This is a genomic window from Leisingera sp. CC-HEC093, assembly GCF_059429195.1.
In genome coordinates, this window is the sequence record NZ_JCAIJR010000001.1 from 931182 (window position 1) to 958177 (window position 26996).

The following is a 26996-nucleotide window of genomic DNA, read 5'->3' on the forward strand; positions in this document are numbered from 1 at the left end:
TCAGTAGAAGGTGAACTGATCGCTGTCGAGCGATGCAAGCCGCGTGCCGGCAAGGAAGATTTCATCCCCGTTGCCAAAGTCGAACAGCACCCCGTCAGAGGTTTCGGTCGCCGCGCCGAGCAAGTCCTCGAAACTGCCGATCCCTTCAATGTTCAGCTTCAACTGGTCGCCGGCGATGAAGAACTGGCGCTGCGCCTGAGACGCTTGGAAACCGTAGATGGTATCCCGCCCGTCTCCGGTCTCATAGGTGAATACATCCGACCCCTCTCCGCCAAACAGGTAATCTGCACCTGCGCCACCAGACAATGTGTCATCCCCATCACCGCCATAGATGTAGTTCTGCCCGGAATTGCCGGTCAGGTAATCGGCGCCGCTGGTGCCGGCATAGCTGCCAGCGCCCGATGCGGAGGGTGAATAATTCTCGCCAGCCGAACCATCCCCTGCTGTCACGGTCACGGTTACGGTGGCAGTGTCCCGCATGCCAGTGCTGTCCTCGATCGTGTAGGTGAACTGATCCTCGCCTGTGAAGCCAAAGTCTGCCACATAGCGCACCGCACCGTTCTCGAAGGTGACATCGCCATTGGAGGCTCCGGAGACTTCGACCACAGTCAAGTCATCACCGTCCGGATCGCTGTCATTGGCCAGCAGTACTTCGGACGTCAGCAAGAGCGTATTCTGCCCTGGCAAAGTGAAGCTGTCATCACCGGCAACAGGCGAGTTATCCCCCTCGATGAAAGTCAGGGTGAAGCTATCTGATGCTTCGAGCACACCATCCGAGGCACGCAAGGTGATCTCCAAGGATCCAGCTGCCGAACGCGGAGCGAGACCGCTGAAGGCTTGGCCATTGAATGTAAGCCAATCCGGCAATGCCGAACCATCGGACAAGGTTGCCATGAAGCCCAGTTCGTCACTGTCCGGGTCGCTGAACTGCGCCATTGGCGTCGTGATGACAAATGCGGTGCCGGTACTCAGAACATTGCCTTCGTCGTCCGTGCTCACGTCCTCCAACGGAGACGTCAGAACCGGTGCGTCATTGATCGGCTGAACCACCAGATCGAAGTCGTCCGAAATAGTTGCCGTTCCATCACTGATCTGCAGGCGCAGACCGAATTCTCCGGAGTAGTTTTGCGGCGGTGTGCCGCTGAGTGTCAGCGTGTCGGCATCAAAGCTAATCCAATCCGGCAAAGCAGACCCGTCCCTTTGCACCAGCGCAAAGCTCAGAGCATCACCGTCCGGATCGCTGTAGATCCCCTGCTGCAGGGTGATCGAGAAAGCCTCTTCTTCATCGGTGTGACGGTCTGACAGCGGTGCCAACAGCAACGGTGCGTCATTGACCCCGGCAACAACAAAGGCAAAGGGCAGGACAGTGCTGGTTGTGCCATTGATGACGGTCAGCTCCAGATCCAGCGTGCCGGTGAAATCCGCCGGGGGCGTGCCGGTGAACCGCCGCGTTTCCGCATTAAAGACCAACCAGGCAGGCAGTGCCGTGCCCCCGGCCCGTGCCGCGCTATAGGCCAGTTCGTCACCGCCCGGATTGCTGACCACCCCGGCAGGCACCAACAGGTCAAAGCTCTGGTCCTCGGTTGCCTGCAGTTCGAATTCTGCAAGCGTCCGCGCCCGGATATCGGCCTCTTCCATGACCATATCCGAAAGCAGGATGCGGTCAATATTGAGCTTACCGCTTCCTAGCTCGTAGCTCAGCTGGCTTTTCAGCGTGATCTCACCATCCGGGGTCAAGACAACAGCGTCAGACCCCGAAATACGGAAGGAGATCTGATCAGCGCGGTACTTGCTCAGATCCAGCGTGTCAAAGCCGGTGTTACTGCGGTCGATGACGTCGTTCCCGGCTTCATAGACAATAACATCATCACCACCGCCAGCGATAATCGTATCGTTGCCAGCGCCATCAGTGATCACTTCTCCATTGATGGTTGCACGAACGACGTCGTCACCGGCGGTCGACTGATCCTCCAACGCCCGGGACCGCATTTCTGGCTCATTCATTGTGATGTCCGAGAAAATGATCCGGTCAATATTGGTGCTGGCGTGACCGCTTTCATAGCGCACCTGATACTCCAACCTGATCTCGCCGTCCGGGGTCAGGATATAAGTGTCGTGGCCATAGATCCGGAAGCTCACCTCATCCGAGCGGTACTTGCTCAGATCCAGGGTGTCAAAACCGCTATTGCCGCGGTCGACGAAATCATCACCTGCGTCATAGACAATCAGGTCATCGCCGCCGCCTGCGATAATCGTATCGCTGCCCGCGCTGCCATTGATCACATCAGCGTTAATGCTGCCGCGGATTTCGTCATCTCCAGCGGTCGACTGATCGTCCAGCGCCCGGGTCCGGATGGCCTGCTCGTCCAGAGTGATGTCGGAGAAAGTGATCTGCTCGATGTTCAGCCGTGAATCGCCCGGCTCATAGCGCACTTGGTACTCCAGCTCGATCTCACCATCCGGGGTCAAGATGAAAGTATCATGGCCATTGATCCGGAAGGTCACCTCATCCGAGCGGTATTTGCTCAGATCCAGTGTGTCAAAACCGCTGTTGTAACGGTCAATAAAGTCATCACCAGCTTCGTAGACAATCAGGTCGTCGCCACCCCCAGCGATTATAGTGTCGCTTCCTGCGTTGCCATTGATCACATCAGCGGTAGTACTGCCGCGGATCTCATCGTCGCCTGCGGTCGACTGGTCATCCAGCGCCCGGGTCCGGATGGCCTGCTCGTCCAGAGTGATGTCGGAGAACGTGATCAGCTCGATATTCAATCGAGAATCGTCCGGCTCATAGCGTACTTGGTACTCCAGCTTGATCTCACCATCCGGGGTCAGGATGAAAGTATCATGGCCGTTGATCCGGAAGGTTACTTGGTCGGAGCGGTATTTGCTCAGATCCAGCGTGTCAAAACCGCTATTGCCCCGGTTGATCACGTCATTGCCAGTCTCGTAGACAATCGTGTCGTTGCCCGGGCCACCGACGATGCTGTCGTCACCGGAACCGCCCTTAATCACGTCGTCACCAGAGCCTGCGTTCAGAGTGTCATTGCCAGAAAACCCTTCCAGAAGTTCGTTTTCCGAGCTGCCGGTCACCAAATCTGTGCCATCCGTGCCGGGCAGCTGAATGCGGTCATCCGCGCCCGTGATCGTCAGCAGGATCGTCCGGGAGCCCGTATCAGAGCCGTCAAAGGCGCTGAACTCCAGGGCGATGTCCCCTGCTGATCCCGCTGGAGGCTCGCCCGACAATGTCAGGGTTGCGATATTGAAAGTCAGCCATCCTGGCAGTTCCCCGCCGTCCGCAAGCCGGACGCCGACCGCCAGCGGGTCTCCGTCCGGATCAGTGAACAAGGCCGGGTCCAGAACAGTGTTCATCGCCACGCCCTCTTCACCCGACAAGGTGAAATCACCGACCTCAGGCACATCGTTGCGCGCCTCCAGTGTGATGGTGACATGCGCCGTGGATTGCGCTCCCTGCGTATCTTCCACGGTGTAGTCAAACCCGACTTGCCCGTAGACATGAGCGGCAGGTGTAACGATCAGCCGTCCTTCACCGTCGAAGGCAACGGTCACGCCGGCTTCCGCCGTAATGCCGGTCAGGGTTAGTGCATCTCCATCAGGATCGCTGTCATTAGCCAGCAGGTCCGAAACCAGCAGAGTCAGAACCGTATCCTCGACACCGGCAAAGCTGTCGTCCTGCGCCTCCGGAGCATCCTGGGTATTGGAGATGTTCAGTGTGATCCGCCCTTCGGCGACATCACCTGACCCGTCAGTAACTTCGTAATAAAGGATCTCGGTGCCGAAGTAGTCCGGCCCAGGCTGGTAGAGGAATGTTCCATCGCCCTGATCCGCCACCTCAATTTCTGTGGCGGGGCCGCCATAGGGATCCGAAAGCCGTTCAAAGACCCGCAGAACAGACAACGAGCCGCCGTCCGGATCGATGTCATTGGCCAGCAGCTCAGCAGCGCTGATCACAATCGGGGTGTCTTCGGTTGCGTCCAGAACATCATCCACTGCAAAGGGCAGATCATTTTCCGGAGACAGAGTGATCTGGACGAAACCGCTACTCTCTGCGCCGTGCTCATCAGTTACAGTATAGTGGAACCCGGCGTTCCCGAAATAGTCGGCACGCGGAGTGAACGTGGCGATGCCATCCGCAAGGGAAACCGCTCCGTTCTCCGGATCGAACACCGAAGTGACCGCAAATGCATCGCCCTCAACGTCGACATCATTGGCCAGGATCGCAGCCATATCGATGACAACCGGAGTATCCTCCTGTCCCGCAACCGGCGCGTCGGCAATCAGAGTGGGGCCGTCATTCACCGGTGCCACAGTGATTGTGACGATCCCGGTTCCAATGTCGCGGCCATCGGTCACCCGGTAACCCAATTCAAAGGTGCCGTTCACATCCTCGTCGGTCACAAACTGCAGTCTTCCATCCGGCAGGGTCTGGACCCGGATTCCCGGGGCTTCACTGTCGATCCCTACAAAGGTGACCGGCTCCCCTTCCGGATCACTGTCGTTGGCAAGCAATTCCGCAATTGTGATTTCGAGAGGCACATCCTCGGTTGCAAGGAAACTGTCGGTCCCTGCCACAGGTGCCTGATTGGTCGAGGCCACAGTGATCTCGACCCGGCCCGTCGCAGTGCCGTCTGTGCCATCGGTGATAGTGTAGTCAAACCCGGCCGGCCCGTCATAGTTCGGAACAGGTGTGAAAATTACTTGGCCGTTTTCGATACGCACCGTGCCGTTGGCAGGGTTATCCACCGAGACCAGGCTGAGCACATCGCCATCCACGTCGGTATCGTTTGCCAGCAGCGTCAGCGGGTCGATGACCAAAGGAGTATCTTCCTGGGCGGTCAGTGTGTCGGTGACCGCCACTGGCGGATCGTTGACCGCAGCCACCTCAAAGGTCACTGAACCCAACCCGACACCATGCATGTCATCCGTGATTGTGTACTCGAAGCTGACAGTTCCGTTGGCGTCAGGCGCCGGGGTATAGATCAAGTTCGCCCCATCGTTGCCATCCGCCTCAACAGCGATGGTTTCAGTGTAGGTCTCATCCCCGTTGGTAACTGTAACATCGATAGCCAGCTGGGTTTTGACGTTGAACGGCACTTCGCCAATCAACTCGCCGGTATCACGATCTATCCGCATCCAGAACGGAAGGGCGCTGCCATCACTCAGCGTGGCCAGGTACACCCCACCTTCCAGGCTTGGCAGGCCCGCCGCATGGACTCCGCCCGACACAGGAGCAGCACCGCCACCTGCCGGGGTTTCAGGAGTCACGCTCAGTCCCAATCCTTCGGCGATGGATTGCCAGCTAAGTGTCCGGTCACTGAATGACAGGAAGTCGACGGTGTCCCAAACGACGTCCACTGCGGATCTGACAACCTGCATTGCTCCGCTAAGCAGGCTAAAACTGTAGTCGCTGTAGTTGCCTTCAAAAACAACGACATCAGTTCCCAGCCCACCAATGTAGGTGTCGTTTCCTGCGCTGTCATAGAAAGTGTCCTGACCTGCATTGCCGGTCAGCACATTATCCGCATCATTGCCGTAGAACGTCTCATGTCCGTCGCCGCCAATAGCATTCTCGATGATCGTTCCAGCCGCAATTGTCAGGTTACCGAACAGCCCTCCAATGTGAGAAATCGACGGCGCAATTTCTCCGGGAACCGATGGGCGCAGATTGATCACTGCGTTGTTCGCGAACCCGGACAAGTCCAGTGTATCAATGCCGCCGCCATCCACCAGCGTCGAGGCCGTGCTTCCGGCCCAGTCAGACCAGGTTGCCCAGATATCGCTGACCTCTGATGTCACGGTCGTGTTGAAGCCCCAAACAGTATCTTCCGTGAAGGCCTGCGAAACGCCAAACCCTTGCGAGCCGTACAGTGCGTCCAATGCGAGCCAATCAACAGCCATCGGTGATTGCAGAAAGGCGAAGTCCGCCACCGCGTGGTAGTTTTCCGATTGGCTGAAATAGGACATCATCGACGTTTGCCAGCTGTCGTTCTTGAAGAACTGGTCCACGCCAAAGGCAGCACTGACGTTATAGAAACCCTGATGACCGAGCCCAAGCGCGTGTCCGATCTCATGGAACACCGCCTGCAGCGTATAGTCGTTGTATGTGGATGTTCCGCCTGACCAATCCGTTGCGATATTGACATAGGAATGGCCGATCTCGCCATTCGTCAACCCGCCCCAGTTTGCATAGGCACCGTCGTCGTTGTCGCCGAAGAAGATGTCTGTGACCGAAGTGTCTGTCTCAGTTGTTTCCTGGAAGGTGATGCCCAAAGTCGCTTGATAGACCTTGAAGACTTCACGCACGAGGAAAGCGCGCTCCTCGCTAATACCATCACTGTCGCCCTCCCAACCAGAGAGGTTGTACAGGATCACTCCGTCATTCGGATCATGGCCGCTATCAGTGACATTGTGATAGCGGAAGTCACCATTGTAGAAACCTTCCCGCACAAAATCAGAAAGTGTGCCGAGGTCCTCGAATGTGCCGGTTCCTGGCACACTCCCGTTGTCGGCAGTTTGGTTGTGCTGTTCTGCCTGGCTCGCGCATTCTGAGCAGGGACAGAGCAGATTGGCATCATGAGTGGTGAATCCCTGAGACATGCTGAAACTGATTCCGCCGTCTGCAAAACCATCCAACGCCACATAAGCCCAATTGGCGTTTCCGTTGGGGTCGCTGCCAGATCCGGTGCCTGCCGCTGCAACGGGTGTTTCGGCCAGTTCAGACAGGTCGATCTGACGCAACGTCCCGCGCGTCACCTCAAGGTTATCATTCTGGGTGATGCCCACCAACCGGATGGCATTGCCCTCTGCGTCAGTGTCGTTGGCCAGAAGATCAGCAATCGGTATGATCAACTGACCGCCTTCCTGCAATTGGAATACGTCGGAGACAGCCACTGGGGCTTCCGGCGTATTAAGTACATTGACAGCGATCACCGCTGGATCTTCTGACACCGCTCCGATCTCATCGACCGCTGTATAGCTCAGCAGCACTGTCCCGTTGAAATCTTCAGGGGTCGTTATGCTGAACCGGTCATCTTGCAGAGTGATATTAACATCTTGGATCGAACCCACTGTAACAACCGGGTCGACCTGAAGCTCAGTGATCAGCGAGAAATCAGGCATACCGGCCTGGCCGGAGTGGTCCACGCGAACCGGAACCGTGCCGACGAAGATTTCAGGCGGAGTACCCGTGAAGCTGAGGTTTTCAGCGTCAAAGGCGAGCCAGTTGTCCAACGGAGCACCGGATTCACGGAAAGCCTGCGATGTCCCGCCAGCCGGAAGGGCGTAAAGCCCCTGCGCTGCAAAAAAGGGATCATTGGCAAGCAGCGCATTGATTGATTCATCAAGCGGCACCTGCGGATCAATTGTCACCTCGATGGCGAAACCGGCTTCGCCAAACCGCACTTGGTTTGAGGCCAGAGCCGCCTCATCAGGGGTGAACCGCATCTGCAACCGGAGCAAGCTGGTTTCCCCCTCGGGAACCGGACCAGTCACGCTCAGTTGCAGCATCTCGGCGTCAAAGCTGAGCCAATTTGGCAATGGGCGCCCGTTGGCCTGCTCCATCGAGAAACTGCCGTTGGAGATTTCGAACAGGCTGATTGCAGGCTCATATCCCACACCCGCCGCAAGATCCGAACCTGCAGTCAGTTGCAAACTGCCCTGGTGCGCAACAGCGTCCTCCCCGGCCCCATGGCTCAGGGTTACCAGAATGTCGAGCGGCTCGCTCTGGCCTTCCGGCCAAGTGCCGCTGACCGAAAGCGTAGCCGGATCGAAGGCCAGACCGGCTGGCAGAGGAGAACCGTCCTGCAGCGTCGCCTGTGCCACCGCATTCAATGCGTCGGGATCAAAGCTGAAACCAGCGGTGAACTCCGAGCGGTTGCTCAGATCGCTTGTGACAGCACCCAACAGTGTCACTTGATCAAAGGTGATCAGGTCGCCCTCGAAATCCGCGTCGTTGCCAAAGATTTCTCCAGGAACAACCGTAATGACTGTATCTTCGTCCCCGCTGATCAGATCGTCGCGCAGCACCGGTGCATCGTTGTCGGGCAGAATGGTGATTGATACTGTTGCGGTATCGAAGCCACCGTTGCCGTCCGACACCTCGTAGACGAAGCTCGCCTGACCATTATAATCGCTTCGCGGTGTGAAGCGGATCAATCCGTCTTCCCCCATCCGCACTTCGCCATTTTCAGCAAATCTGCTGAGAGCAGTAATCGTCAGCACCTCGTTCAATGGGTCGGTGTCGTCGGTGTCGTTGGCCAGCAGCTCTGCCGGATCAATGACCAGCATCTCATCCTCGAGGATGGTGAAACCGCCGTCGTCGCGGGCAACTGGTGCATCGTTCAGAGGAATGACATTCAGTTCGACAACCACAATGCTTCTTGCACCACGGTCATCAACCAGATCATAGCTGAACCGGGCGTCACCCAGCGCGTCCGGGGTGAAGGAGATATCCCCTGTATCCGGATCCACTGAGAGCGTACCGCCAACCGCGGAATGCACCCCATCGAAGCTGAAGCCGTCCCCTTCGATATCGTAATCGTTGGCGAGCAGATCAGCCACTGTGAACGTCTCGGTCAGACCAAGGCGTATGTCGCGCCCGTCATCGCCGCTGCGCGCGCCGTCATTGACCGGCGTCACCTGGATTTCGACCGTGGCAGTTGATGTGGCACCGCTGTCGTCCATCAGCGTGTAGGTAAAACCGGCAAAGCCAAAGAAGTCTGCCCGGGGCAGGAATTCGATCAGCGTTTCCGGCGTCAGGACAGAACCACCTTCGAAGACTCGGCCAATCCCATTGGTCAAACTCGAATTAAACGGGTAGTCGGAAATGGTCGCCTGCAGAGGTGACAATTCTTCACCGTTATCACCAATCAGAACTGAAATGCTGACAAGTGTCAGCGGATCGCCATCAATGTCAATGTCGTTAGCCAACAGGTCCGCCGCCCGGATCTGTAGCATCGTGTCTTCGGCAAGTGTGAAAACACCGTCATTAACGCCAACCGGTGCGTCATTAATCGGCGCAAGATTGACCTCGACCGTGGCCGTGCTTTCGCGCCCGAACTGGTCGCGGACCGTATAATCAAAGAACGCATCGCCATTATAGTCCTGGTCACCCAGGAAACTAATCGTGCCGTCTTGCAGGATTTCCACTGTGCCGTTTACAGCGTTGCCGACTGACACCAGCTCCAGTTGGTCCAGCCCTGACAAAGCATCGTTCTGGAACAGTGTCAGCGGATCCAAGATCACCGCTTCGTCCTCTTGCCCGAACAGGAAGATGTCATCCGCCGCATTGAAGCGGTCGGTGCGGGTCAGAGCTTCGATCTGCGCACGTGTCCAAGTGATCCCATCAGCAAACGCGATTTCCTCGACACCCCGCTCAGCATCCAGGAAATGGCCAGTGACGCGCAGGGTGTCGATCTGGATGCCCTCATCGCGCTCCAGCTCGATTAGCAGGTCGTCGCCCTCCTGGATCAGCGAGATATCCTTGGGCGCAATGCCGTCCGTAATGGTAATCCGGTCGGTATCCGACGCCGCGCCGAGCTCGGACACGGTATCGTTCCCGCTGTCGTGACCAAACAGATAGGTATCGCTTCCTCCGGCACCTGCCAGCGCATCGTCACCCCATCCGCCGTCGAGAATTTCATCCGCTGCGGACCCTGCCAGCGTGTCGTTGTGAACCGAACCGCGCAGCGCCTCGATGCCAGACAAGCTGTCGCCTGCTGCCTCGCCTGCCAGCCCCTGGCCCAGGCCAAGATCCACATGCACGGCTTCATCGGCTGCAGAATAATCTGCAGTGTCGAAACCGTCGCGCCCATCCAGCACATCCGCGCCGCGCCCGCCGCGCAGGGTGTTGTCACCAGCGTCGCCTCGCAAAGTATCCGCGTGATACGAGCCTTCGACCACCTCAATGCTGGTGAAGGTATCCCCCTGTGCATCACCGCCGCCAGCGCTGCTGTCGGCCATATCGACCAGAACGCCAGCCTGCGATGTCGTGTAGCGAACAGTGTCCACACCGTCGCCGCCGCGCAACTCATCAGCGCCCTGGCCACCAATCAGGATATCGTTGCCATCGCCGCCCACCAGCGTGTCTTCGCCAGCGCTGCCGTGGAGCAGGTTGTCCGCACCATCGCCCGTCAGGACATCACTGCCGGAACCTCCCTTGAGGTTCTCGATACCGGACAGGACATCACCCGCGGCGTAACCCCCGCTGGCGATCCCGGTCTGCAGGTCTATTTGTACAGCCTCCTCTGACGTCCCGTAGTCTGCCATATCGCTGCCGGAACCACCTTGCAGAACGTCAGCGCCTTCACCGCCGGACAGAGTGTCGTCCCCTTCACCGCCGATCAGAGTGTCGGCGCCATCGCGGCCTACCAGCAGGTCTCGGCCCAGACCACCTTCCAGGCGGTTGTCAATCGAGCTGCCCTGCAGCGTGTCGTTCCAGTCCGAACCAACAAGAGCCTCGATATCAAAATAGATATCTCCAGCGGCATATCCGCCTTGTCCGATCCGTGCGGCTAGATCAGCCCGCACACCAGTGTTCGACCCGGCGAATGTCACGGTGTCCTGGCCCGCGCCACCGGTGATCGAGTCGCGCCCGTCGCCTGCGTCAATCAAGTCATCACCAGCACCAGCTATGATCGTATCGTCTCCGGCCATTCCGGACAGGGTTTCGCTCAAACCGTTGCCGTAGATCAGATCATTTTCAGCTGTTCCGGTCTGCTGCCCCGAATAGCTGCCCTGCACAGAGAAGCTTGCCTGGCCGGTATCCTCGACACCTGCCGCATCGCGGATACGGTATGTGAGACTGACCGGCCCGGACGTGCCTTCCGGCAGACGCAGGACAATGTGATCCCCGACAATTTCGGCAGTGCCTGCCGAGACGCTGTCAAGGCCCGCAAAGAAGACAGCCTCTTCGTCGACGTCAAAATCATTTGCCATCAGGTCGGCGATTCGGATCACCACCGGGACGTCCAGCGGGGTATCCGGCAAGTCGTCTGCTACCACTGTTGGCTGGTCGTTGACCGCGATGATCCGCAGATCCACGTAGCCTTCGGACGTGCCCTCTGCATTGTCTGTGACAAAGTAGAAGAAGCCTGAAACTTCGGTGACGTTGAGGTCCGGTGTGAACAGGAAATCGCCGTCTTCGTTGCGAATGACCGTGCCTTGCAGGTACGGGATGGATGAATCGGTGATTCTCGGCAACCGGAACCCAGTGATTTCCAGAGGGTCGCCGTCGATATCGGTGTCATTGCCCAACAGAACCGCCGCCGGAATGACAATTGGTGTGTCTTCATAAACGGTGATGACATCGGTTACCGCCACAGGCGGTGCGTCACCCACGTTCTCAAAGTAGAGGGTGACACTGGCGTCATCCACCAGCCCTTCTGGATCGCTTACCAGATAGCTGAAGGTCGTGGCACCCCAGAAGTCCGCGTCCGGTGTAAAGATCAGATTGCCGTTTTCGATGGTAATCGAACCATCGGCCGGATCGGAAACACCCTGGAATGTTAGATACAGTCCTTCGGGGTCGGCATCATTTGCCAGCAGTTGGGCAATTGGGATGACCAGCGGCGTGTCCTCTTGACCGCGCAGATAGTTGGACAGTCCTGAAGCCAAATAGACGTCGTCCGCAGCAACCGGCCGGTCGTTGATCTCGGCCACATTGATTTCAACCCGCCCCCAAACCGAGGCGCCCTGACCGTCGTCTACCAGATACTCGAAGGACGCAGTCCCCGAGAAGTTGGCGGAAGGGTCGAACTGGATGGTGCCATTATCAAGCAGCTTCACATTGCCGCCGACGTCCCTCACCTCGTTCACATCAATGATCGTCAGCGTGTCGCCATCGGGGTCATACACGTTGGGCAGGATATCCGCGGGCTGGATGATCATCGGCACGTCTTCGTCGGTACTGAAAGTGCTAACACTTGTTTGCGGCGCATCATTCACCGGGTTCACGGTCACTTCGGCGGTGCCTTGGGTGCTAAGGCCGCCTTCATCGGTAACCGTATAGGTAAAGCTGGCAGAGCCAAAGAAAGACGCCGCAGGTGTCACAATGACCACGCCGTCATCTGTAAGGGTGACGTCCAGATATTGATTGCCCTGCACGGCCGTCACGGTCAGCCGATCGCCGTCGGCGTCCTGATCATTAACCGCCAGGCTGGCGGCCAGGATCTGGAACGGCACCTCTTCGTCGGTGACAAAACCGGTATCGGTAACCGACACTGGCGCATCGTTTACAGCGGTGACATTGATTTCTACCCGCGCCTCGTCAACACCGCCATCGGGTGCATTTACAACATAGGTAAAGGCAGCAAGCCCATTGAAGTTTGCATCAGGTGTAAAAGTGATCTGGCCGCTGCTGTTGAGCGAAACAGTACCATTTTCAGGGCTGTGAACCTGCGAGACGATCAGCTGTTCTCCATTGACGTCATTCGATAGCAGTCGGACAGCCTCGATTTGTAGCGGCGTATCTTCCGCGGTTTCAAAATCTGTATCGGCAACCGCCTCCGCAACCGGACGCACACGCATGTTTACCTGTGCAGTCGATATCCCATTGCGACCGTCGGAAACAGTATAGGTCAGCTGCGCCGGGCCGGTGTAATCCGGATTTGCTGTAAAGACGACATTGCCGTTTTGATCCAGCTCGGCAGTGCCGTATTCTCCGCCATCCACGGCGATGATCATCAGAGGGTCGCCGTCAGTGTCAAAGTCGTTTGCCAGCAACCGCTCGGCCGAAAGGGTCAGCGCTTCGCCGCTCACCGCGCTGAAATACCCGTCATCCACAGCATCAGGTGCATTGTTGGCCAACAGTGTCTCCAAATGGTCAGATGACCAGATAGCCCCATCAGAGAACACATATTGCTCAATACCAGCGCGGTTGCCGTCAAGCGCGTTCAAGATCGTTACACTGTCCCCCGGCGAGGTAACAAACTCCAGCTTGATGCTGCTGGAACCGCGATGCAGGCGGCTGACCGAGACTTCAGATGAGACAAAATCGGTGAACTCAATCCGGTCAACATCCAACTCTTCAGTGGCACCTTCGGAAATTGTGTCGTGCCCCGTTCCGCGAGTAACGAAATAGGTGTCGCTGCCACCGAGACCGGCCAACTCATCATCCCCGGCCGACCCGGTGAAGGTATCGTTGCCATCAAAGCCGATTACAGGCTCGGAATATTCAGTTTGGGCATAGGATAGCACCTGAGCCCGCATGTCAGCTTTGGTCCAGATAGTTCCGTCACCAAACTCAATTGATTCAACACCCTCGAAATACGAGTCAATTGTCAGAGCGTTTTCAATGATCAGGCGGTTCTGGCCGTCTTTGAACAACAGCACCAGATCATCGCTGTCAGCACCGGCGCGCAATGCATAGGCTACATCGGTCGGAGTATAGTCTGGCAGCTTCAGAACATCATTCCAGGAGTAGCCGTCATCTACTATGCGGTCGTCGCCGTCATCGGCATGGTAGACATAGGTGTCATTGCCCCGCTCGCCGCTTAGCAGATCGCTGCCTTCACCGCCCGTCAGCGTGTCAGCACCGTCGGTTCCAACGATGACATTGTCACCGCCGCTTGCCTGCCCAGAAACCAAGGCCGCCATGACATCCGCGGCGGTCAGGAGATCGCCAGAATCTGCCAGTTCGATCTCATCTATGGCACTGCTGCCGCTGAGTGCTCCGTCCAGAATGGTGATCTGGTCTCCATCACGTGCCAGGCGGATTATCAAGTCCCGGCCCTCGATGCCGCGGCGGTCAAAGCTTACTTCATCAAGCGAATAGCCGCTGATCACCAGACTGTTTGTGCCGGACCAAGGATCATAGATCACATCGGCGCCATCACCGCGGGTGTAATGATAGGCGTCGTCACCTCGCCCGCCTTCCAGCCGGTCATCGCCGGCCTGTCCTTCCAGTGTGTCCGCGGCATCAGTGCCCTGAATGTAGTCATCCGAAGCGGTGGCTGCCGAAGCCGTGGTCAGTGCAACCATTTCAGTCCGGTTCCACTCGATACCGTCATCAAAGCGGATAAGCTCGATCCCGCGGGTTGATGTGCTATGGGCGCTCCAACGCGCTGTGACACGGCCACTGTCTCCTGCCCCAGGGGCGGATTCCGAAATCAGAATTTCCAGATCGTCTTCAAAGCCCTTCCGCAGGATCACATCTGCCGGGTCGATGCCGCGCAACAGCAAGATATCGCCCTGTTCGAAAGCGTCATCCGCAATCCGGTCGAACCCGTCGCCGCGGCTGTAGACATAGGTATCGGCCCCCGCCCGGCCCTGCATCAGGTCGTCGCCACCGTGGCCTTCAATGGTGTCGTTGCCATGGGCGCCAGCCAGAAGATCATCAAAAACCGTGGAACGGGATGCGAGCAGCTGCGTTGTTACCGCACCAAGAGCAATTTCCGAGCCGTCACCAAAAATGATCCGCTCGATGCCCACACCATCGTCATCACCGTTATACGCGCCGCGACCTTCGGCCATCAGGCCGTGGATCAGAAGCGAGCCGCCATCCCCTGCGCCTGAGGTGCTTTCGGTGATGCGCAAGATCAGGCCCGCCGGCGTCACCTCGTAGGTGACGTCTCCAGCGTCAATGTCCTCGAGGAAGATTTCATCGACCTCGTCGCGGGTTTCGCTGCTGCCTTCTTCAAGGATCTCGTCGTTGCCGTCACCGCGCGCATAGACGTAACGGTCATTCCCGTCGCCGCCTCGCAGAATATCATCGCCAAGACCGCCCCTCAGGGTATCGGCAGAATTGCTGCCCTCCAGAACATCGTTCAGGTCCGTTGCGGCATCGGCCACCAATGCCGCAACAACATCAGCCAGTTGCACAGGATCGCCGGTTTCAAAGTTCAGCACCGGAATCAGAGTCTGGTTTGCTGCGGTGTGCAGGAAAGCATCGGCAATGGTGATGCTGCCCACCTGCACACCGGTTTCAGTGTTTTCTGCAATGACAATCACCAGATCCTGACGCAGGCGTTCATAGGTCAGATCCGCTTCCGCAAGCCCGGTGAAGCTGATGGCCCCTTGCGGTGCTCCCTCAGCAACAGAACCGGTTTTGACATAGGTGTCGTGGCCATCACCGTTGCTGTACTCAAAGAAGCCGGGAGCATCGTCGATCACCACGACGTCGTCGCCACGGCCCATATCGTATTCGCCGCTGGCATTGGCACTGCCGACATAGTCATCGCCGTCTGTGGCGATCCGCGGCGCCGCCTGCGCCGAGATTTCGCCGTGATCCCAGACCTGGCCGTTGTCGAACACAATCTGATTTAGAACCGGCCGTTGACCGGATGCCTCGCTCGTCCACCGCATCTGGAAGCCGTTGACGAACCGCAAGACACCGCCATCGCCGGCGCCAGGGCTGCTTTCGGCGATCCGCACCAGCAAATCGCGGGAGTGCGAAAACACCGTTACGTCTTCGGGTGCAATGCCCCGTAGGTCCAGCACCGACCGCGGCTCAAGAAACTCCTCATTCACCAGGCTGATGACGTCATTGCCATCGCCGCGGCTGTAGACAAGCGTCACCTCTTCCCGGCCGATGATAGCATCATCGCCTTCATGGCCCTGAATTGTCACCGGCTTGTCAGTGTCGGACATGTCGAGCAGGTCGTCGCCCGCCGTGCCGCTGACCGGGCCCACCAGATCGACAAGTTCAGGACCGGTCAGCAGTTCGGTATCCAGAATGATGGTGGTCCGGATCAGGTTGTTCTGATCGCCAAGCCAAATCTCTGCTGCGCCGGATCCGTCAGACTGTTCGGCTGCAATATGCAGGATCGCTTCGCCAGCCCGGATTTCGAAAGAAATATCATCAGCCTGAACACCGCTCAATGTCAGTGTCTTTTCGCCGGGAAAGGTCAGAAGCTCGAGATCGTAGGTTTCGAAGAGGTAGTCAAAGTCCTGTTGCGAAACGGTGCCTTGCTCCCATGCCAAAAGCAGTTGGAAAGGCAAGTTGAAGAAGATGGTCTGCCCGTTGCTGAACTCAATCCGGAAGTCCCGGATGTCCGGTTCCCCGCCCACCAGGATTTGCTTGGCGTCCCCGGTTCCCGGCGCGGATTCCGGATAAACCATGAACAACTGGCCATTGCTGAACTCTAGCAATCCCTGATCGAAAAGGTTCTCGGACCAGGGGAAGTCAGCGGCCGCATAGTTTGTGTTCTCTTCATCCGGAAACGGGAACGGCCCGTCAAACGGCTCCGGTCCGACAGCGTAGGCGCCCATGTGGATCCCTCGCTCGAAGGTGAAGCTACCTTCGAAACTGCGCGGATCAGCCAGTTCGGCGGCCGCGGCGGATGCCAGCAGGTCGTCGAGCGTCAAAGTGACCCCATCCGAGAATTCCGCCTCGAAAACTGGTGGTTCTGGCCCGAAGTCGGAAACGGTCAGGCGGACACTGTCGCTTTCTGTTCCGAAAGTCAGCAGCAAGTCAGAATCGTCCCATCCGCCCCGGATCGTAAAGGGCAATTGCCGGACTGTCAGATCGGTCGAGGCGATGTCGTCGAACACCAAGCGGTTTTCGCCCCAAGTAAGTATTTGATCATGACCGCCTCCGCGGGAATAGTTATAGACTACATTAGGAGCACCTTCGACCTCGCCGCGGATGACAAAGGCTTCATTGGCTTCGGTCGATGTGGCGATACCGTTGTACGGATCCACCTCGACTTCGACTACGCCTCCGACAGGCGGCGCGTAGCTTTGCCAGGCTGCGTCGATATCGGTCTTGCTCCAGACCTCGCCGTTGGCAAACTCAATTTCCTGGAGCGCCTGTTCAGCTGAACCCAACCAAATCCGGTCGGTGCTGCCGATGACACGCAGTTCGCCTTCAGCCGGGTTGTCGCTGAATTCCTTTGGCAGCGGGGAGCGCACAAGAACAACATCCGCCGAATTGAGGTCCTCGAGCTTCAGCCGGTAGTCAAGGTTTCCGACCAGCGTCGGACGCTCCAGGATCGAGTCGACGCCATCACCACGCGAATAAACGATTGTGTCCAGCCCGTCCTCGGGGTGCAGCAGGTCATCCCCGCCCAACCCTTCAAGGGTATCCTGGCCATCAGTGCCCAAAACGACATCATTCTGTTCAGTTGGTTCGGGTGCAGATGCGGACAAGTCTGGAATGCGGGAGTTGATCCAGGAACGGCTCCAAGCGGTTCCTCCCTCAAACAGAATTTGATTTACAGCTGTCTCGCCAGACCGCTGGTATCCGCGCACCTCGATCCGGTCTTCTGTACCTTCAAATGTAAGGGTATACCCTTGCGCATCAATTGGATGCCGTAGGATGGTGACCTGCTCAGGCGTGTAGCCCTGGATCTCCAACACATTATCAGAGCGGTAATGCGGATTCAGTATCAGATCCTGCCCATCGCCACGGGCAAACACGAATCGGTCGGAGTGGTAGGCACGTGGGTAGTCGCCACCAATCAGAACGTCGTTGCCTTCGCCGCCTGCGATTGTTTCTTCAAACGGAGTGCTTTCAATGACATCGTCTCCGCTGGAAACTCTCTCAGCTAGGAGATCAGAAGCAATTTCCTCAACCGTTACGGTTTGATCGTTAAAAACGAAGTCACGAATGGCGCGCGGCAAGCCCGTCGGTCCGCTCATGTCATCGAAGAAGGCATCAGCAATAACCAGCCGGTCATTGCTGCCTTCGAAAGCAATCACTAGGTCCTCGGGATTGGCAGCAGACTGTGCAAAACGCGCGTCGGCTAGGTCATAACCTTCAAGCCGCAGCGTGTTGACCACTCCGAAGCCCGGTTTTGCATTGATCTGGTCGTGACCGCCACCGCGTGCATAGACAAAAGTGTCGGAACCGCCTGTGCCGTTATAAACTTCCGAGGCGCTGGTACCGGTCAGCGTGTCGTTGCCTGTCGTTCCGCGCAAAACGAACGGTTCCACCGGCGCCGCGAAACGTTGTATCGCGGCTTCCAGATCACTTTGGGCCCAGACCGAGCCATCAGCGAATTCGACCTCGGTCACCCGCCCGCCGTACTGGTAGAGCGCATCTTCAAGCAGGACCTGATCGCCGTTGCCGAGCCGAAGAAGAACGTCACGGGTGCTGCCTTCAGCCAGCATCACCGATACATCTGCAGCGACATGATCCCGCAGGATCAGGCGGTTGTCGTCATAGCGCGACCCGGACTCGTCGATAACATCGTAGCCGTCGCCACTGCGGAAGATGTATTGATCGTCACCTCCAGACCCGTCGAGAGTGTCGTCGCCAGCGCCGCCTGCCAAGGTCTCATCATTGTTGGTTCCGGTCAGGCTGTCGGCAAATTCGGTGCCTTGGCCCGCGGTCAGCGCGAACAACTGATCACGGCTCCAGCTAGTACCGTCGCTGAAGGTGACCATATCCACTCCGTTCAGCGCATCGTCATAGCGCAAAACGATTTCGTCCTGTTTGTTTTCGAAGGTCAGCACTAGTTCATTGCGGTCAGAAACCGGGCGGGACACACTGACTTCATCCGGCAAATAGCCCAGGAGGCGCAATGTATCGCTGCCGCTAGTGTCGGCGATCACATCGCGGCCGTCGCCGCGGCGGAAGACGTATTCGTCATCCCCAGCCCCGCCGCGAAGATCGTCATCGCCGCGCCCGCCTTCGACGGTGTCCGCCAAGGATGTCGCGTTTATCAGGTCGTCGCCATCGGATTCCTGCCCCGCCACAGCAGCGGCCAGGAGATCCTCTCGGCTCCATTCGACAGATGCGCCAAATCGGATTACCGGCAGATGCGGGGCCGACAGCCCGCCTTCCAGGATCACCATGTCCCCGGTTTCAGGGTAGGTAATCGCCAGATCCTGACCATCAAGTCCCAAGACGCGCACCCGCACCGCTGCAGGATCAAACCCGTCAAAGCTCAGTTCAGCCTCGCCTGCGGTCTGCGGAAGAATGATCCGGTCGATGCCATCACCTGCACGGAAAATGGCCTTCGTGTCCGGCCCCATACGCAGCGTGTCAAACCCGGTACCGGCTTCTATCCCCAAGCTGGCATCCAGTTCGGTTGCATCAATCAGATCCATGCCTGCATTGCTGCGGCCCAGCAAAATCCGGGTTTGCACATCCGCAAGTGTCAGGCTGGAACCGTCGGCAAATACAAAACTTTCAACTTGATCCGAGGCGGCTCCCAGCCCTTGCAGAACCACAAGCGTCTCGCCAGTCGCTTTCAGCGTGACCAACAGATCCTGTTCCAGTGCGGTAAAGGTCAGGTCCGCTTCTGTGATGCCCGGGCCGAACTCGATACGGTCCACTCCGCCAGTGTCTCTGGCACTGTCGTGACCCGAGCCGTAGCCGAACCGGTAAGTATCATCACCGGTACCGCCGGCCAAAGCGTCGGAACCGCCCTTGCCATCCAGAACATCCGCCCGGTTGTCAAAACCAGTCAGAGCTTCATCCCGGTCGCTGCCCTCCAGCAGCCGGTCCCGCAACATTTCGGCTGTCCAGACTGTCCCGTCGGCAAACTCGAAACGTTCCACCGTGTGGGTGCCCAGCCCGTCAACGATGGTAAGAACGTCATGCCCGTTGCCCAGGTCAATCAGAAGGTCGGTACCTTCGCGGTGGAGTATCAGATTGTCCGCAACAACTGCCTCGCCAAAGACAACCTTGTCGATGACCCCGTCTGCATCCGCGGTTTCCTCGATCCGGTCAAAGTCGTAGCCAATGCCAAACGCGTAATCGTCGTTGGCGGCACCGCCTCGCAGGGTGTCATCCCCTTGCAACCCGTCCAGCGTGTTTGGCTGATCAGCAATCCCCTCAATCAGATTGTCGCCGCGGTTGCCGCCGACAATTTGCAACAGCTCTTCGACATCAATGATGGACATTTCTGATCCGTCATCAAACTGGAACCGCTCCACTCCATTGATCAGATCCTTAAACTGATCCTGAATTCGCAAAGTGTCCGGGCGGCCCTGAATCGAGATCAGCAGGTCATCGCCATCCTTGGTGAACACAACGTTGTCTCGGGTAATTGCCGGGCCGAATTGGACTATGTCGTCTACAGTCTGCGGCACGAACCGATGATCTTCCCAGCTCGCCTGTACTTGGCGGTCAATAATCAGATCCGCACCATAGCCCGCATCGAAATGATAGATGTCGCCACCGTCATTCCCAACTAGAGTGTCGTCCCCGCCAAGCCCGTCAAGACGTTCCGAGAAGTTGGAACCTTCCAGCAAGTCACTGCCTGCACTACCAGCAAGGTCAACATCTTCCGGGTTGAGATCAGTGAATTTGACCGTCCGGTCAATAAAAATGAGCTCCTCGACCGCTTGGCTCTGTATGTTCGTACGCACATACTGGTTACGCAAAACAAGCTTCTCGCCAGTTGCCTGAATAGTGATGATAAGGTCAAGCTGGCTGCGGCTGACTGCGATATCGGTAGTGGAGAGCCCCTGGAACTGGATCCGGTCCGCGCCTCCTGTATCATGGACCGTGTCGTTGCCGTATCCCTGCGCAAAAACATAAGTGTCGCTTCCGCTCTGGCCGCGCAACAGGTCATCGCCCGCACCGCCATCTAGGACTTCCGCCAAAATAAACCCGTCTACTGTATCGTCGCCATCTGTTTTCGCGATGCTAACGTAGTGCTGGGTTAACTGGTCGTAAGTCCAGACGGTGCCATCACCAAACTCAATGTCCTCGATCACATTGATGAAACCTGAGAAAGGTTCCATTTTCAGATAGTCTGTCAGAGTGACTGCATCTCCAGTTTCTGTAATCCGCAATGTTAGCGTATCGCTGTCTCCATCGCGTTCGAAGGTGAAATCGCTCCAGCGCAGATCGTCCTTGAAGGCTAAACGATCGCCTTCTCCACCGCCAAGAATTTTCCCGCTCGGATCGAGATCTTCAATAACATCATGCCCGTAACCCCGCCCGAACACATAGGTATCCGCCCCAGCCAGGCCATAAAGGGCATCATCGCCGCCCTTGCCATCCAGAACGTTATCAGGCAGGAAACCATAGATGACATCGTCGCCATCAGTACCCGCACTTCCCAGAACCCGGCTTACAACCTGCTCGAAATCTAGTGAAGCGCCTTCGGCAAAGACAAACTTCTCAATCTGATAGGGGCCAACAAAGTCGACTCCAAGCTGCGGGTCAAACTGCCCCAGCAGGCCAAGGTTGAGACTAATTCCGGCAAACTGCTTCTCAATTATCAGCGTGTCGCCGGTTTCCTGGCCGTCGTCATCCAACAGGCGGATTTCCAGGTCATTGCTGTTTCCTGTCCGCAGGAAACGCACGTTTTTTTCGCTGATACCCTCGTCGAAGAACAGGAAATCGAGGCCGCCCTGCAACGGACCGAACTTGGCCTGAGAAATCGACGAGTTGAAATCAACCTCCTCGCCGATGACGTCCTGACCATCGCCAAGACCGAAAAAGTAATAGTCGCCTCCGGCACCGCCGCGCATCACGTCGTTGCCGCGGCCGCCATTGAGCACATCGCTGGCCCCAGACCCGATGATGACCTGATCTTCATCCGTAGGATTACTGACCTCCATCGCCATCCGGAATCGATTCCAGACTGTGCCATCAGCAAAGACAATTGTCTCAACACCACTGTCCTGGCGGCGGTTGCCGATGATTGGATTCAATTCTCCGAGAAACTGGTCGGTAATGCGGACACTGTCATCACGCCCTTCTACCGTGATCACCAGGTCCATGCCTTCGCGTGTCAGTGCAACCTGATCAGGCAAGATCCCGGTTAGGTGGAGCGCATCCAAGTCACCATCGTCCCGGTCTTCAATGATGTCTTCGCCGTTGTTTGCTCCGGCAAAATAAAAGTCCCTGCCATTGCCGCCAGTGTAAACCTGATTGCCGTCACTCATGTAGAAGTAATCGGCACCTGATGTGCCTGCCACATTCGAGTCGGCTGACTCGTGACTGCGAAGCCGGGTTTCGTCAAATGACAGCGAATCCATTACCGCAGCCAAGTCCATGCTCAGACCAGAGGCCTCAAATGCGGGCAAAAGCATCTGCAGAATGAAGGGCTGCTCCATCCGCACACTGCCGCCTGCGAGGTTCCCATCCCCTGACGGCACGTAGTCAGGATAAATCTGTAACAGGATTTCGTTCCATCCCTGCAGGTAAGCACGGGCCTCATCAAAACCGGCTGGTGCAGCCGCAAAGATGGCCTCAAACATCGGCGTCATTTCATGTGCCGTAGTGGCCTGATAACGGTCGAGCGCTGCATCATATTCGATACCTGCCGTGAAATCCGCCAGGCCGGTCTGCAAGGCCATCCGGACCGCGAACGCACGGCTGGTGTAAACGTACTGCTCAGCCACGGGGCCCAACAGTTCCAGCATGGCTTTGATGCCGGACACATACCCATCCGGTCCGGCCGCGCCGGTGTCCTGCTCCGGGCTGATCGTATAGCTGAGCTGACCCGTGCTCGAGTTGATTGCGGCATTCAGCATTTCTGGCTGGAATTCGATTCCGGCCAGGAGCATTGCCAAGTGGAATTGCGCTGGCGTCAGAACTTCGATGCGGAAAGCGCTGTCATCTGTGCTGCCAACCTGATCGATCGTGCCGAAATCGACCTCAAAATTGCGCAAGTTGAATTCAGCCGCACTGCCTGTCTTGGCCTGCAGCTCCAGCGCCCGATCCAGATTACGGGCCCAGACATAGAAGCTGCCGTCTGCATCCGTGACCTGCACGGTGTAGTCGACCGCGATACCGTCCACGAAGTTGATCCCAACCGCGGGCACTTCAATGGCCGCAAGCGGCTGGTGGCCCAGCTCTTCAACCCGCCATTCCCGGCCGTCAGCGGCGTTCATCGCCAGAATGTCGTCCAGAGTGGGTTCCGCAATGGCGGACCCGTCGGCACCTGTCACCGGCACCCCGCTGGCAAGCTGCCAAACGCCGCCGGTCTCGATGCCATAATCAAGCACCACCGCACGCCCGTCGACGATCTCCACCAAATAGGGGGCGGCGTTGCGGTGTTCCAAAGCCTCGGTACGGTCCGAAGGAGAGAACACCTGCTCCAGCTGCCATTGCGTACCCGCCGCGCTGGCCTGAGCCAGAACGTCCGGCAACTGCGGCCTGGCAATCACTGCCCCCTCAGAAGACAAGACATCACCGCCATTGGCCAGTGCCCAGTAGCCGCCGCTGTCATCTTCCGTCCAGATTGCGCAATCTACCAGCCCGCCGGCATCATCAAGCAGAACAGGCGCCAACTCCCGCGTCAGTGGCAGGGTAAGCGCCCACTGCCCCAATGCCTCGCCAGCCAGATCAACCAATTCCCCCAAATCGGGATTTGTCATCTGACTGGCAGCCTGAGCCACCAGTCCAGCCAAAGTGAAATCATTCGACATAGCGATGTCGAAATTCACCACCTGACCAAATCCACGTGACTTCACAATACCATCAGAGACCCAGGACGCGGTGCCACGTTCACCCCGGTAAATGGTATTAACCTGATCCGCAGAGAGGATCGCGTCAAACAGATCTCCCGTGGAACCATCGGCACGGGTGTAAGTCCCCTCGCGCAGCAACTGATTCCGCTGCGGCGTGGTGACACCAAGGTCAGTGCCCTGCACCGAAATCGATGTGATCCCCAGATCCGAAAGGCTCGAAAGCTCATCCGCAGTGGTGTGCGCGTCCTGATTGAGGTCCTGCCAGACACGCAATTCTGAATAGATGCTGTCCGACGCGTCAATCACACCGTCCGCGTTTTCGTCATGCGTGGCGAGTTCATCAAAGCCGGACAGGCCGACTCCGCCAAACATCTCATCAATGTCATCAATCCGGCCGTTGCCATTGGCGTCCAGCACCAGGAAGCCATCGTCCGGCGCAACCCAGCCCACCTGCTCGGCGAAGAAATCCCCGTCGGTGTCAAAGAACACCCCAGAGCTTTCCCGGGAAACCGTTTCAATCCCATCGCCATCCAGATCCAGAATCAACGGGTCCTCGCCTTCTGACCACTGGAAAGCCTTTGCCCAAAGCTGCATTGCCCCTGCATAGGTCAGAAGGTTTTCAATCATTGGCAGGTAGCGGTTGATCCCCCCAGGAAAGCCCGGGAGCATCGCAAAAATGGCCAGATAGGGGTTTGCGTTCTTGAACAGCATCCCCATGTCGCCTGCTGCGTCCGGATTGAAACCGGCGCCGGTAAAGACGGCATTGATGATATTGCCTGCGCTCTCGAGCCCTTCCTCTCCACCTTCTCGGAAGCCGGCGCTCCACATCGTCGCCTTGGCTTCGAAATTCTCAAACATCATCGCGCTTTGCAGCGACGGTCCGTCCTCCCCCCACGGGCGGTGAATATTCTCCCCGCCGAAGAACGGCAGAATGTTCATGACATAGAGGGTGCCGTTCCCCTCTTTATCTTCAATGCGCATGTACTGCAGGAACGGCAGGAAATAATCGAAATAGAGAGTGCTGTTGGTAAAAGCGAGACCGACTCCGCTGGCCACTGCACCCAGGACGCCTACCGCGGGGGAGAGCATGGACAAATCGTTAGTGCCGCCGACCAGAGGTATGCCAAAGAACTTGAGCACATCATTTGGCCCCGGATCAATCATAGTGGTATTCGGCCACCACCAGATATTGTCGCTGTTCTCGGGTCCTTCCAGGTCGCTGCCGTCCGGGCTGAGGCCATCAATCGTATCCCCGATCACCACACCGCCAAAGGAAGTGTTGAAGATCCAGTCCCGCCCGTTGCCGCCGATGGTGACAGCACGTTCGCCAAAGACAGTTACGAGCCAATCATCACCGACGCCACCATCCAGCTGCAGTACTATATCACTAAGAGCCTTTTCAGAGTTTGGGTCTGCAGGATTGGAGGATTGGCCTGCTTCAATGACATAGGGTTGCACGCCTACAAGAAAGTCACTTCCCTCGCCCCCATGCAAAACTCCAGCACCAAAGTGAAGGAGTACATCATTGCCACCTTCGGAATGGATAGCACTAACATCCATCCCAACGCCAAACTGCACGACCTCATCATCTTTGCTGGCCTTCGCAACAACATCCCCTGTTACCGCCAGCCCTTCCTTTCCTGAATTTCCTAACTCCGCATCAACACCGTCAATTGCGGCATCCAACCGTCTTTTTGCTTTCTCCAATTCTTCTTCAACACGCTCGATAGACTCCAAGCTTCGGTCCCGGCTTGAGGACTCTTCGGACAAAATGATCGCCGCTTTGAAAGCATCGACAATGCCTTCAACGGCTCCCAAGAAGAAACCGGTAGCTACAAGACCGGCACCTTCGCTACCACCGGACCAAAGTACCCTAAGCCTTTGTTCTGCCTCGATCGCCACCTGGAGCATGGCTCCAGAAAGATCCTCACGGGTCAACGACGTAACGGAATTTGAAATTTCTTCGAGAACGGCTTCTGTCGCCTCTGCGTCATTCGTTGCGCCATTTGTATATTGAGCGGCTTTAGCTTCTGCAAAGTCAGTTGAAAGCAAAACCAGTGAACTGGCGATTGCAACAACGGCAGCCGGGCTTGGATTATCCAGCCCAAGGGCCTTAAGAATACGGTCAACTCTAGGGTCTAGACGTTCGCCAGTCTTTAGCAAGCTGAAGGAGTCCTGCCTATTCAAGGCATCGATATGTTCCTCAATATCGCCACCACCAGACTTTTCCAAATACCTTTGCGCACCATCATCGTCTTGCAACAATGCTCGCTCCAAAGAGGACCGTATGTTCTCACCAACCCCACGCGACACAGGGTTAAACACTTCCTTGCGTTCAAGGTCGGCCTTCAAAGAAGCGAAATCCTCATCGCTCAATTCGAAAATTTTAGAACTTTTAACTTCCTCCCAAGACATGTTACCATAAATGCGATTATTGATATTCTCCCAACCAGTTTCAGACGGATCAAGAAAAACGTCCTCTCCATAAATCGCATAAGCCGGCCGAATGGGGCCTCCGTTTCCGCCATCTGGAAACTTTGCAATCATTCCAGACTTCAGCATGAACTCGAAGCGGTCATGCAATTTTACATATTCAGCCTTTAAATCCGCCGCGAGGCCGTCACCATTTTTCAGTCTAAAATCAAACTCTTGAAACATTTCCTCATGGACGCGCGCAATTGCCTCACGGTATTTGCTATGCCCACCTAAGTGTTGGGACATTCCAAGACCTGCAGCATCCGCACCTTTTGTCGGAAGTATGATCACATTCTCAAGCGTATTAAAGCGCTGCTGGTATAAACTGATACCATAGACTTCTCTAATAAACCTAGAGCTGTTGGCGACATCCACTGGCACGATATGATGCCGTGCAAAGCTCCCTTCAAAAGTATCCCCACCCGCAACAACGTCCAAAACTTTATTATAAGCAGCCTGAACATCACTGCCATAGTTTCTATCAAAATCTGCCACAGCCAAGTCTTTCGCAAATTTGCAGTTAAGAATTAGGTATTAGGATATCAAATCAAACTCTCGAAAGCTTAAGTTTGAAAAAACTGATGCCAAGTCGTCTGAAATGAATATTCGCCCCGGCAAGTACCGGTCGACCCAGATGGGCATGTCTGACACTGCTTCGGGCTTCCAGGTTATTTTTGGATCCCCCTTACATGTGTAGTACGCAAACTGCCCCATAATTATCTTAGGCGTCACATTAGAGTGATCAACATCAATACCGTCCACCAACTTATCAGCGACAAACAAATAATAGCTCTCAGAAACAGCCGAGCCGTCAGGAAGAAAAAGATCCACTGGGAGAAAATGATTTCCCTCGCCCCCCATCGACTCAATAACGGACCTAACCCTCTGACTTAAAAAAAGATCAGAGCTCCAGCGCCCGGGCATTAAGTCGTACACCTCATTGGAATGTTTCGTTTGCCCCCGCACCATTCTGTATGGGATTCGTGCAATAGCGTTTGGAGCTTCCCCGTGATTTGTTCCAATAGTTGCGTACCATTCAGGCTGACGATCAGTTGACCAAACATCCTCCCAAAAAACATGATTATTCTTATATGTGTGAACTTTCAGAAGATAAGGCATACACCTCCCCCCCCATTTTGTTGCATTCAGAGAAGCAGCCGTAGTCCGATCCTGTTGAAGCGGCA

The 26996-nt window shown here is 56.7% G+C and carries 2 protein-coding genes; both read right to left on the minus strand.

Translation table 11 applies throughout. The features are described 5' to 3' along the window. Positions 1-26307, minus strand: coding sequence for a tandem-95 repeat protein (locus AC5STB_RS04610; protein WP_495441799.1), 26307 nt, complete (start codon positions 26305-26307; stop codon positions 1-3). Between the two features lie 39 nt (positions 26308-26346). Further along, on the minus strand, positions 26347-26931 hold the full coding sequence (locus tag AC5STB_RS04615) for an imm11 family protein (RefSeq protein ID WP_495441800.1): 585 nt from the start codon (positions 26929-26931) through the stop codon (positions 26347-26349). Positions 26932-26996: the final 65 nt, after the last annotated feature.

Coding starts and splice junctions, on each gene's coding strand:
- AC5STB_RS04615 (WP_495441800.1), bottom strand. CDS start 26,931: ATGCCTTATCTTCTGAAAGTTCACACATATAAGAATAATCATGTTTTT.